We start from the raw sequence: 12,856 nt of genomic DNA, 5'->3' as shown, positions 1-12,856 counted from the left end.
AATAAGATATTGGAAATAATTTTAATGTTTTAGAAATTTTAGACCTTGATCAATCCAAATGAAATCAAGTATTTGAGACCATTTGCAAATTCAACATCAGTTAAATGTCCATCAGACCACCATGCTGCATTGTTTCTTACCCACATTGGAATGGATGTAATGTTTGCCTCTTCTTCATCTAGTTCTAATTCTTCAGTTTTTGGCATGTCAATAATATTTTCTTGAATTAGATATTCAATTCCTTTGGCAAATTCTGGATCATTGAGTTGTCCATCAGACCACCATGCTGCGTTTTTCTTTACCCAACTTGGGATATCAATATTTGTTGAAACTGGAGTGATACTTGGTCGTGGTGTTTCAACAAAGATTTCAGACTCTGAAGATCTTTGAGATGGTGCGGTAACACCAGTATCAAGCACTAGTGCTCTAGCTACAATTTCTAAACGATCATTTGAAGTATATGGTCTTGGTAAAGTGATATCTTCATACTCGACGTAAATTGTATCACCATCACTAACACGAAGTTTATCATTTTCATCAGAAGAATCATCAAATGTAAGAATGAATTCTCCTGGAAGATAGTTAATGTAATGTGGATGTTCATAGCCTGCTAAGTAATTTGGCACATTTCCTCTCTCAAAAGAACCATGTCTAGGTACTACTTGTTCGAGAATTGCCTCAGGTGCAACTTGGAATGAAAAGTTTACGTCTTGACCTTGTTTATCAAATATGTTAGAGATTACAATCTTGGCTGATCCACGTTCATCAAATCGAATTGGTTCTACACCTTGGCCATCTACAGCATATTGATCCTTTCTGGATTCAACTAATTTTCCATTTAGATAGATATCCATATCATATGATAGGCCCATCTCATGAATATCAGTCAAGCCGTCGTGTACCATTAAGTTAAGATCATAATTTTGATCAACACCAATTACACCTCCCGGTTCAGTCCAAAAGTAAGTTTTCCATTGTCCATCAGGAGTATACTTTGTCAATGAACTAGATGCTGGCTCATTTAAGTGGACATTAGTAACTTGATTCTCAACTTTTGCATGTCCCATTGATTTTACAAATTGAACTCCAACATGGATTCCTGCCATGTCTGAATCAGAATAGACTCTAACATAATTTGTGAAAAATTCTCTGTGGTGCTTCCACAAGTCAGCATCTCTAATGTAAAATGACACTTTTTCATTTATATCATAAGTATCCTTTTTAAAATGAACTTCTCCAGTTTGCCATCCATAGTATGCAGATTTTGTTATTCGTTCATCTTCATTGAATTCCCATGCAACTGTAATTCGTCCATCTTGTATACCAGTTCTTACTAGTGCAGCAATATCATGAGCAGAAAAATTTAATCCATCAGGATCTGCATTTAATCCCGGTGTTTTAACTATAGTCCTAAATGTATCATGAACAGTATATCCTGGTTGACCAGTCATTTTGATTACCCCCATAAAGATACCAGAATCTGGACCAGTTTCAGTAAACTCTACATTATTTACTCTACCTGCATCACTGTAAACATCTATTGGGTTTGTTGCAGTACCAATTTGTTCCATCTTATCAGAATCTTCGTTCCAACCTGGAGCATAAACTAAAACATTGATTCTGTCTGTCCAGCCTAGTCCCTCGTATCGCTCTTGACATTGGCTAAAAATAAAAGTCTCATTTACACAGAATTTCATAATAATACCTGCGGCTTTTTTTACATTTGTAAAACCAGTATCAGCAAAAGCTGATTGTACAGGAATGGATACAATTATTGCGGCTACAAGAATAGAAATTGCCATTAATTGAATAGTTTTGACCATTGTAACATTCAGTTTAAAATAAAATTTCAATAAAAGCCCAATGGTTCATTCGAAAAATGTACCAGAGATCTACTAATTTGGAGTCATTTCTTGAATTTCTTTTAATTTACAAGAATCTGACAAGAATGAAAATTTTCATTCCATTTTGAATGACCTACAAATCTTTTTGATTCAAATTCATTAACATCATTAAATGATGTACTAGTTTTTCCAATTACAGTTCCATTCATATCCAAAAATAAGATAGAAAGATCAACCTGAGTACGTTGAATGTAATCATTATAGTATTGACCAGAAATAGTTACTAGTCCAAAATCATCACGTGTACATGAGAAATTTTTTACGCCCTGAATGGCAGACTTTTCTAATTCTTTAGATTTTGGAACAGTCTTATCTTCATTTATTGATGAATCTCCGTTTTCATATAGAATATTTTTCTGCATTATAGTATATAGTTGAGAATTTACGTATTCGTGTTTAAATTGGCTAATTTTTTTTAAAATTTCACTTGATATCCTGGTTGTAGGTTCAGTTTCATCTAAAGTTAAACTCTTAACATTATAATCAAAATGTTCTCCATGCTCATCAAATACTATTATTTGAACAATTAGATTATCATAGGTACAGGAAGTTAATGCGCCTTTTGAATTATAGTTAAAAAAACATTCTGAATTTTCATTGGGAGTACCAACATAATATGCAGAATCAAATATTTTCTCTTTGTCTGTATCTTCAAATGATTTCCAATAATTATCTAAATCATTTTGATTGTTAAACTCTAAAATTTTCATAACTAATGTTGGTACTTTGAATTTGTAGAAAATTGGCTCATAGATTCGTGTAATATCATTAAAGATGATTTGTACAGAATCTACAACTCCCTCTTTTTCTGAAAATTCATATTCGGTTGAAAAAGTTCTCCATTTTGTTTCTTTAGTAATATTCAAAAGTTCTTCATCATTTAGCAAAAATCTTTCAAGACTCGATTCAAAGGTTTCATCATTTGAAAAAATATTTTTTTCAGGATTGTAATCCAAATATCCTATTTCTCTCAAATAATGTATGGTTCTAAGAAACTGAGAATCAGTAATTTTTCCATCAATCCACCACTCTGCTCTATCCTTTACCCAAAATGGAACTAATTCTGAGTAATTTTGTTTATCTAATTCAGGAAAATCATTAATTACCATTTTGGCAGCATGTTTTAGATTTTCATTAGTCTCCATTTCATCGACTATGAGTTTTTTACTTAGAACTGATTCAATAAATGTAAAAAATTCAGAGTCAGTAATCTCATCATTTACCCATAGTTCAGTTGACTGTCTCACCCAATCAGGAAAGAGTTTTTCCTCTGGATGTTCTCCAAAAGCTTGATTGTGAATAGAAACCAAGATTAAAAGAAAGAATATTCCCAAAAACGGATTAGTCTTTGAATTCAAAATTAAGAAACCTCCTTTGAGAATTTAGATATTACATTCTCAAAATCAATATCTTTAGAGTCATACTTTGCATATTCCACACTTCCACAAAGCAAGAGCCAATTTTTTACTTGGACATATTCAATTGCTTTTGATTCTCTAAGATAGTTTAGTAATTCTTGATTTGTTAATTCTTTATAGATTTCCATATGTTGTGAATAATAATATCTAATTGCCTGGCTAAGAATTTCATATGCATCTTTTCTCTTGTTGTTTTGATATAGAATCCTAGATTTATGTAACATATCTTGTGTTAGTTCTCTGAAATCTATTTGAGGTTTAGAGACTTGTAATAGGGGTTCTTCAAGTTTTCTTTCCAATAATTTTTTGCGCATGAGATATCCAAATACAGCTAAACCAAGGAATACTGGAATCAACAAGAATAGAGATGCATCTTCAAAGTCTTGTAAAGACTGGATTGTTTGTAATGGATTATTCTGCAATGAATCTCTAATATGTCGTGTATTTTCAAACCTTGGTTGTTCATATTTGAAATTATCAAAGATGTTCTTGGATTCTCTTGATGGTTGGGATACTGCAATACCAGTATTTGGCATTGTACCATCAGGTTGCAATTTTTCACCAGATATAATTTCATTAAAGATTTGTGTAGTCTGCTCTGTAAATGCATTAATCATTCTTTCTTGAATCTGTTCCTTATTTAGTAACAAATAGTTTGGAGAGTATTCTCTAAGATCAAATTCACCTTCACCAGTTCTTGCAGCCTCTTCTAATAATGCACGACCCAAAGTAAATTCTTGAGGTGAAAAAATATCATTTGGAATAGCTCCCAAGTTATCCATGGAATATCCACGTTCTAAAACAAAAAGTTCCAAATTTGAATTTGGATTATAATCATATGTTCTGCCTTGGATAATGTATTTGCTATCGCCTATTGGGTCTAACAAAGCTTCTGCAATTTCGATATAGCCATCAGAAAATCGGTCATAATATTTTATTTTATGCTCAAAACTATCTTGTCGAAGATCACGTTGTTCTATTAGTTTTCCATTAAGAATTTGTCCTTCTTCTGAATCAATTGTAATTTTATAATCTCCCATAGCATATTGATTATTGGTAATGAATTTATCATAAATTGGTTTTGCAGATTCTTTTTTGATAAGTTCTTCATAACTTGAAACAATTTCAGCTTCTTGTTTTGTTGAGCTTTGCTCATCTATCTCTCCTTCTATCAACCAATCCATTTGGATTTCTGAATCATCTGCATATACAGGAATTGTAATAAAAATAACAGACATTATTAAAAATATTATTTTAAAATCTATTGAAGATCTGTTCATGAATAATTTCATAAATCCCAAATTTTTATGCAACAATTCTATATCTTCCATAAATAATGTAGATTTCTAGTAACAACAACCCAATTGCAGCAGCTATAAACCAATCCCTAATTGTAGAATACTCTATTTCATATTCAAGATTGGAGCTTAGAGTGAAAAATATCTCATTGAGTGTTTGCTCATCAAGGGATTTGTAATAAATTCCTCCAGTTTCTTTTGCAATTGAAATCAAAGTTTTTTCATCCAAGTCTGCATATTGTGGTTCTCCATAGATATCATCTCGTAAAAATACTGGTTCAGCAGAACCTAATCCAATTGTATGAATTTGAACATGATTAATTTTTGCATATTCAATTGCTTCTTCTGGAGTGACAAATCCTGAATTATGAACTCCATCACTTAACAAAATTATAACTCCTCGCTTATCTGGAATTGAAGATGCCATATCAATTCCTAAAGCAAGTCCATCACCAATTGCAGTAGCTCCTTGACTTTGCTGAATTGAAGATACTGCATTAACAGTTTTTTCCTTATCTGGAGAAAGATATGAAATGGTAGTAGCTCCTGATTCAAAGAGTATGACACCCACATTATTTTGAGAGCCAATTTTTGAAACCAAATTACTAATTGCTGCCTTTGCAGCATCTAGGCGTGTAGGTGTATAATCTGAGGCTGCCATGCTCTCAGAACCATCTAAAACTATACTCAAATTGATTCCTTTTTCAACTGATAATGTTGGAATCTGAGGATTTGCCAATCCAATAATTACCAATCCGAGAATCCCCACCATCAATACAAAAGGCAAATGTTTTCTAAAGAAATTTTTGCCCATGACAGACTTTTTTATAATTTTTAATGAACTAAATTTTAGAATTGATTCTTTTTTCTCAGAATTATATTTTCTATACAAAATGTACAACCCAGGAATAATTAAAAGTAAAAACAATGCATAAAAAAATTCAAACTCTATTTGCATTATCTTCTACCTCTATTTTTAGTTCTAACATATCGGTTAAACGTGATATCAAAAGATTCTTCATTTGAAAGAGTTAGAAAATCAATTCCCATCTTTTTCATTTCAAATTCAATTTGCTTTCTTGTTTTTTTGATCAAGCTGAAATATTCATCCTGAAATTTTTTATCAGATGTATTTACCAGAATTTGCTCTCCGGATTCTGCATCTTCTAAATAGACATGACCCATTTCAGGAATTTCCGTTTCGCGAATATCTAAAATATTAACAAGAACAATTTGATGCTTGAATTTTAATAATTTTAATGGTTTTACAAAAGAATCCGAGATAAAGTCTGAAATAATAAAAACTACACTTCTTTTCTTTAGATTTTTTTGTAATTCAGATAATGATTTAAAAATATTAGTGTTATTACTTTTGGTTTGATAATCTAGTAATTCTTTAAGAATTTCCATCATGTGTTTTTTTCCTTTTTTAGCTGGAATGAATTTTTCAAGTGAATCTGTAAAAAGACCTATCCCAATTCTATCATTATTTTTCAAAGCTGAAAAAATTAACGATGCTGATACTTCAAAACCTAATTCTTTTTTACTTTTCACATATCCAAAATCATTTGATGCTGACATATCCATAACTACATAGACATTGAGTTCTTTTTCCTCGACAAACTCTTTTACAAAAAGATCATTGTATCTGGCTGATACATTCCAATCTACACGTCTTGTGTCATCACCTGCAGTATATGCACGTACTTCTGAGAATTCTATTCCTCCGCCTCTAAATTGTGACCTATAGGCACCTGATTCCATGCCTTCAACAATATTTTTAGTCTTAATCTCCAGATTTTTGACCTGTTTTAAAAGGTCAGAGAGTTGAGTCATTTCTAGGGGGAACTAATCTTTTCTAAAACAAAATCAATCACTTTATCAGAATTGATTCCATTTGCTTCAGCTTCAAATGTCATAATTATTCTGTGACGTAAAACTTCATGTGCTACTTCTTTTATATCTTCAGGAATAATGAATCCTCTTCCATTTAGTAATGCATTTGCTTTTGCAGTTCTCATCAACCAAATTGATGCTCTAGGAGATGCACCAAATTCAATCATGTTTTCTAAATCTAGATCATAGTCTTTTGGATTTCTTGTTGCATTAACAATATCTGCAATATATTCTGTAATTACTTTGTCTGCATAGATTTTTTCATTAAACTTTTGAATTTCAAGAATCTCTGATGGGCTAATTAATGATGTTATTGAATCAGAATTGCTAGATGAATTTTTTTCAATGATTTCTATTTCTTCTTGTTTTGATGGATAATCAATTAAAATTTTCATTCCAAACCTATCTACTTGTGCTTCAGGAAGTTTGTAAGTTCCCTCATTATCAATTGGATTTTGTGTGGCAAGAACGAGAAATGGTTTTTTTAATTCAAAAGTTTCACCGTGAATGCTGACATTTTTTTCTTGCATTGCCTCAAGTAATGCAGACTGAACTTTTGGCGGAGCGCGATTAATTTCGTCAGCGAGTACAAAATTGTGAAATATTGGACCTTTTTGTACAACAAAAGAGCCGGAAACATTTTTGTAAATTTTTGTTCCCACAATATCTGCTGGAAGTAAATCTGGTGTAAACTGTATTCGGACATGATCTACATTGAAGATTTGTGCCATTGTTTTTACCATCAATGTTTTTGCCAAACCTGGAACACTTTCAAGTAATACATGTCCATCTGCAATTATGGAAATGAGAATTTTTCTTAATGCATTTTGTTGACCAACAATGACATTATGAGATTCATCAAACACTTTTGATAGTTTCTCGGCATATTTTTGAGCATCTATATTCAAATCTTGAATTTCCTTGTTTGAAACTGAATAATTCACATGATTTTCTCTAAGTGCCATGATTCCATATATCCATTTTATAATAAATAGCAGTATGGTTCATTCGAAAGATGTACCAACTTTTCATCATTCATAATTTTTTTAGATGATTATTTTAAGAAAAAATTATACAACAATTATTTTTCGTTTTACAAGATTTTCAAGTATATTTAGAAAATCATCGTCGGTGATTTTTTCTTCATACCACCATCCAGCAGAGATTTTTACCCATTGTGGAATCTTCCATTGAGATTCAGAAAGTACATCTCGTTCAGGAACTGAAATAATTTGTTTTTCAAACAAAAAATCTATTCCTTCAAGAAATTCTAAATCAGAGATTTGGTTTGTTATCCACCATTCTGTATTTACTTTAATCCATTGTGGGATTTTTGGTAATTCTGGAGGCAATCCTTTCTCAAAACCTGAAATTTTCAAAACTCCTTGTGATGTTGGACCAACTTTGAATGCCACATGCCAAAATCCCATCTCATCTATGCTTTGAATAAATTCTACAGGTTCATCATTTAGAGTTACAGAAAATTTTTCATCGCCTGAGATAGGTGGAAACTCAAAGTTTGCATAAGTTTCTAATGGATAGCTATTGTATCCTTTAAGGCTTAATGTGGTTCCTGTTTCATCAAATTTTGCAGCAGAATACCATGCTCCTGAATCATATCTGAAATCAAAGTTCCCTTCATCTTTTTTTGCAGTAACAGGTATTACTGTAGTATCAACTGGTGCAAAACAAGAATAAAAGCGAACAGGTTCAGAGACAGATGGATCAGGATATATTGTAAAATTTAGAATTTCTCCTGGTTCAATTTTTTCAATACGTTCAATGTTTTGAGCTACATCTAAGATGTATTTTTCATAACCATGTACAATTGCAAATATTTTGGGATTGTATACAGTTTGATTTCCAATATTTTTAATTCTACCAGTAACATGTCCATCATCAAAAGTTATCAAAGTTTTATCGTAGATAATTTGTATAGGAATTGGTGATTTTGCAGTCTTGATATATTTTAATTCTGCTTTTAATACAACAGGATTTGGATCATTAATCTCTGGAAATTTTAGTTTGAATGGAATATCAGCCATTGGAGGAATTGGAACATGGTTAAACGTCTTGGTTATTTTTGTTTCATCATCAATTACGGATATTGTGATCGTTGGAATTAATGCAAAATCATTTTGATTTTTAACATTACCAACAACAGTAAAAATTCCTTCATAGTCATAATAACTAGCGTATTCAGTATCAGGTATGAAAACATCAGCATGGACAGCTGGAAAAAATATGACTAGGCAAAAAGATACAATTGCTGAAATGCAAAGAAACGAATTAGAAGGAGTTGATAATATCTTCGAATCCAGATGTTGATTTCTCAATTGAGCTTGGTCTATAGTCTTCAACTAATTTATCTATGAGATCTTTTGCTTTAATATAATATCTCTTTTTGAGTTGAACTAGTTTTGTTTCAACTAATCCATCACCTACAATTTGTGAAAGATATAATGAAACAGTAGATGGAGATTTTCTAACTTCTTTAACCAATTGACTAAATTCTAAACCATCTTCTTTGATTAATGCTAGTAACAAATCACGCGGAGTTTGTTTTCTAAGTGCTTTAATTACAATAGACTCTTCTTCTGTAATTCGAGGTGGGTAGAATCTTGCTTGACGTGGGCCACGAATGACTTTGATAATTCCATTTTTTTCTAATTTCCCAAGATAATGACTAAGTACACCATTTTTTAATCCAGATGAACGCATTATTTCACGGAATTGAATTCCAGGATTTTCTTCAATGATTTGTTGTAATTGAGAATCTCTATCAGTCATTTCTAAACACTCCTAATGCCAATAATCCTAATGTAATAAATGTCAATAAATGTCCTACTTCAGAAAATGACATTGCTCCAATATCATAGATATTTGGCCAGGTTGCATCAACAAGTAAAACAATTTCTGCTCCGATAAAATTTGTAAAAGCTATAGCACTTAGTAAGAGACGTTTTGTTCGGAGTCTATAATATGCGACTACGGCTAATGTTGAAATGAAAACAGATAGTGTGATTCCTCCAATATGTAAGAAAATGTGAGCAAGATGGTATCCATGTAAAAGATGTGGAATGATTATAGGTAATGCCAAAATTGCAATTACACCAGCAACTACAATTGAAAATAATGTTGATTTTCTCTCAACAATTCTTTCAGGCCTAAACAAAGTGATCAAAATTACTGTTTTTCTGATTTAAAGCGACTGGTTCAATTTTCGAACAAGAATCGATCAAACACGAATGATTCCTTTTTGAATCAAAAATTCTAATCCCTGAACAAATGTTTCATCATCTATTTGTCCTGCTGCCCACCAAGATGCATTGTTTCTTATCCACGATGGAATTTCTTTAGAGGCAGATGATTCTTGCTGTGTTTCTGGAATTATAATGATTTTATTTTTAATTAAATATTCAATCCCCTGAATGAATGTATTATCATCTATTTGTTCTTCAGACCACCATAACGCATTGTTTCTTATCCAATCAGGAATTGAAATTTCATTTGTTTTTCTATCAATAATAATTGGAATTGTTGATTTTGCAAGATCATTGTAATCTAAATTTTTAAAATTCAGATATGCAATATCTGAAACATCTTGAGGTATTGTAAATTCTGCAATATTGTGTTCTTCTTTTGAATCACTACTAATTCCACTTTGTTCATAAATGATTTTATCATTTTGAGTAATTGAAAATTCATAGTGTGTAGCAACAGGTCTATTCTTTAAGAAAATATCAGTAATATCAAAAATTATTTTTGCATCAGAATTAGATTTTAGATTCTCGGGTTCCCAAGAAACTAAAACTCTAAACTGTCCATTTTCAGTGACAGAGCTTAAATGAGTGTAATCACGATCTGGTTTTATTATAAAATTCATTCCATCCTCATTTTGATTATATTGAAATACATTCAATAGTTCTCTTTGATATATGATAAAGTGTACAACTCGTTCTTCAGAGAAAAAATCATCAATGTTTACAACATCCTCAGAAATTTGAACATGGTTAATGAATATTTTATATCCAGATACCAGTAAATCACCAAAATTTTTTGGGATTACTATTTCTTGATGAACTACAGATGTTTGATTAATGTTAGATAAACTCCATTCAAATGGCATGGAGAAACTAATTTCTTTTGAATTTGAATCATACTTAAAATTAGAAATTTCATCATAGTAGGATATTACCTGAATGAATTGCTCACCAAAATTTTCATCAACAAAATCATATTGTGTAGCTTGTGCAATAGAGATCCCAGCATTAAAAACTAGAGGTTTTGCTAATTTTTTGGAATATCCATCTGCTGTAAGTATTGAAATATCAAATTTGTATAGACCACCTTCACTAAGTTTTGGTCCTTTGACATGAATCAATCTATTATCTATTCCTAATAATGAACCAAACAAATTTCCACCAGTGTCTTCTTCAATTAATATAGAATCATGTTCTTCTGATACAAAATTAAAAACTAGGAATCCATTATCAGCTTTGAATTCTTGCTCAAATAGAAATTGTTCACCACGTTGGGATTTTATCAAAAATGTAACATCTCGCAGAGTAATTTTGGAATCAAAATCAATTAATGAAATTGATATTTGTTGATCATCATTTGTGTTAGGGTCACTTTTGGAAGATGAAACCTCCAGTGTTACTAATCTGCCATCTAATTCTTCAGGGGGAAAGGTTTCACTTCCAACTCCATGACCATATACACTATCAAAGGATAATGCAAGTAGAGATGGAAACAATAGAAGTAAAAGTAATGTATGATTTTTCAAACTAGGTCCACTTGTTTGGATCTTTTTTGCGAATCTCTTTTCCGTCAATTGTGATTAGATCTTGTTCTTCAAAGACAGTATGCCATTTACCGTTACTTGGGAAAATTTTGTTCATCTCTTCAACTTTGTCATTTGTTGGCGGTTTATTCATCAAAGCTCCCCATTTCATATTTGGAACTTTGGGCATTATGTCGTTGATGTCTTTCATTTCACTATCACTTAACAGAATTTATTTAAAAACCTATGATTGAATTCTCATAATTCCTTCTTTGATTAAGAATTGAATTCCTTGAATGAATGAATTATCATCTATTTGTCCTGCTGCCCACCATTCTGCATTATTTTTTATCCATGCTGGAATTTCATTAGATCCTAAGCTTGAACCCTGTGTTGTTGGAGGAATTTTTAAAACATCTTCTTTGATTAAGAATTGAATTCCTTGAATGAATGAATTATCATCTATTTGTCCTGCTGCCCACCACTCTGCATTATTTTTTATCCAGTCAGGTATTGCATCTTTTACTGTTGTTGGTATAGAAGCATCAGGACCTATTTCTATAATTGCAGTACCAATTCCAGCATATTTTGGATTATAATCTAATCCAGTTCCTAAAACTTTGACATCAACTCTAATTTGTCCTTGGGATGGAACAAAAATTCTTTGAACATCAATTCCTTCAGTTGATGTAATGCCAAGGCCAGTAGTGCTTTCACCAACATTATTGGCAATTTCATTATCAAATTCATCAAAAACAAAGTATGCATACTTGATATCTCTGATTAGATCTTTATTTTCATTAAAGAATGCAAATTCAAATGGAATTTCTTGATTGGCACCATATTTTCCATCCCATGAAATTTTTACAGTGGTTGGGATTTTTTCAAAGTTTTTAGCATCTACTAGATAAAATTCTGTTGAACTTTTTGATGCTTCAGATAGTGGAACAAGTTTCAAATCCATTTTTGAATTAGCATAATTATTTGGACCTAATGATTCGTTAATTTTTTGTAATTCATTTTTTGTAATAAGAAAATGGACGATATTTGTATCCTCAAATGAATAAGGATCATTTAGTAATGCTCTTTGATCAATTTCTACACCATTAACATATCCTTTGAATTGTTTACCCTCTGCATAAGGAACAAATGTTTTTGGAACTCGTACTTCTTCATGTACCACTTGAACCAAGTCAACATAAGATGGGTTCCAATCAAATGGCATATCAAATGAAATTGAATTGTCAGTAGTATCAAACTTAAAGTTATCAACATCATCATAGTATGTTTTTATTTTTACTGGGATTTCGTCAGCGTTTGCAGTTTTTATGAAAAAGTCTTGCTCTTGTGCAACACTGACAAATGTTTCATAACTTAGCAAATTAGCTAGCACAGTTCTGGGACTCGTAGCAGCCTCAATGTCAACCCTAATTTTGTATAATCCACCTTTTACAAAAATTGGGCCTGTAATTGATGGTCTTGCACATATGTCTAAATTCTCATCAGTACATGCTGCACCCTGAACAAACAATGCACCTGGTGCACTAACATGTT

At 31.5% G+C, this 12,856-nt stretch carries 12 protein-coding genes; all 12 read right to left on the bottom strand.

Annotated features, from left to right (window positions below):
* Positions 1 to 38 precede the first annotated feature (38 nt).
* Positions 39 to 1,823: a hypothetical protein gene (locus ACW9W3_RS08055; RefSeq protein WP_457765637.1), complete on the bottom strand. Its 1,785-nt coding sequence runs from the start codon at positions 1,821 to 1,823 to the stop codon at positions 39 to 41.
* A gap of 101 nt (positions 1,824 to 1,924) precedes the next feature.
* Complete coding sequence (locus tag ACW9W3_RS08050) at positions 1,925 to 3,262, bottom strand: hypothetical protein (RefSeq protein ID WP_457765636.1); 1,338 nt, start codon at positions 3,260 to 3,262, stop codon at positions 1,925 to 1,927.
* A 2-nt stretch (positions 3,263 to 3,264) separates the two neighbouring features.
* Positions 3,265 to 4,560, bottom strand: a complete 1,296-nt coding sequence (locus tag ACW9W3_RS08045) for a hypothetical protein (protein WP_457765635.1) — start codon at positions 4,558 to 4,560, stop codon at positions 3,265 to 3,267.
* Between the two features lie 67 nt (positions 4,561 to 4,627).
* Positions 4,628 to 5,578 carry a VWA domain-containing protein gene (locus tag ACW9W3_RS08040; RefSeq protein WP_457765634.1) on the bottom strand — a complete coding sequence of 317 codons (951 nt, stop codon included), beginning with the start codon at positions 5,576 to 5,578 and terminating at the stop codon, positions 4,628 to 4,630.
* Positions 5,578 to 6,456, bottom strand: coding sequence for a DUF58 domain-containing protein (locus tag ACW9W3_RS08035; protein ID WP_457765633.1), 879 nt, complete (start codon positions 6,454 to 6,456; stop codon positions 5,578 to 5,580). The genes ACW9W3_RS08040 and ACW9W3_RS08035 overlap by 1 nt, the downstream gene beginning before the upstream one ends.
* A gap of 2 nt (positions 6,457 to 6,458) precedes the next feature.
* The gene (locus tag ACW9W3_RS08030) at positions 6,459 to 7,481 is read right to left on the bottom strand and encodes an AAA family ATPase (protein WP_457765632.1); all 1,023 of its coding nucleotides are present in this window, start codon (positions 7,479 to 7,481) and stop codon (positions 6,459 to 6,461) included.
* 105 nt (positions 7,482 to 7,586) lie between these two features.
* Positions 7,587 to 8,876, bottom strand: coding sequence for a peptidase (locus tag ACW9W3_RS08025; protein ID WP_457765631.1), 1,290 nt, complete (start codon positions 8,874 to 8,876; stop codon positions 7,587 to 7,589).
* Positions 8,806 to 9,306, bottom strand: a complete 501-nt coding sequence (locus tag ACW9W3_RS08020) for a winged helix-turn-helix transcriptional regulator (protein ID WP_457765630.1) — start codon at positions 9,304 to 9,306, stop codon at positions 8,806 to 8,808. Before ACW9W3_RS08020 ends, ACW9W3_RS08025 begins: the two co-directional genes overlap by 71 nt.
* Positions 9,299 to 9,691, bottom strand: coding sequence for a hypothetical protein (locus ACW9W3_RS08015; RefSeq protein ID WP_457765629.1), 393 nt, complete (start codon positions 9,689 to 9,691; stop codon positions 9,299 to 9,301). The genes ACW9W3_RS08020 and ACW9W3_RS08015 overlap by 8 nt, the downstream gene beginning before the upstream one ends.
* A 63-nt stretch (positions 9,692 to 9,754) precedes the next feature.
* Complete coding sequence (locus ACW9W3_RS08010; RefSeq protein WP_457765628.1) at positions 9,755 to 11,305, bottom strand: peptidase; 1,551 nt, start codon at positions 11,303 to 11,305, stop codon at positions 9,755 to 9,757.
* A gap of 1 nt (position 11,306) precedes the next feature.
* Positions 11,307 to 11,513 (bottom strand): hypothetical protein, encoded by a 207-nt coding sequence (locus ACW9W3_RS08005; RefSeq protein ID WP_457765627.1) that lies wholly within the window; start codon positions 11,511 to 11,513, stop codon positions 11,307 to 11,309.
* Between the two features lie 33 nt (positions 11,514 to 11,546).
* A partial coding sequence (locus ACW9W3_RS08000) for a peptidase (RefSeq protein ID WP_457765626.1) occupies positions 11,547 to 12,856 on the bottom strand: 1,310 nt, incomplete at its 5' end.

The organism is Candidatus Nitrosopumilus sp. bin_68KS (assembly GCF_054095825.1).
The sequence above is the reverse complement of the archived record's forward strand: the minus strand, read 5'-3'. Positions and strand labels throughout refer to the sequence as shown.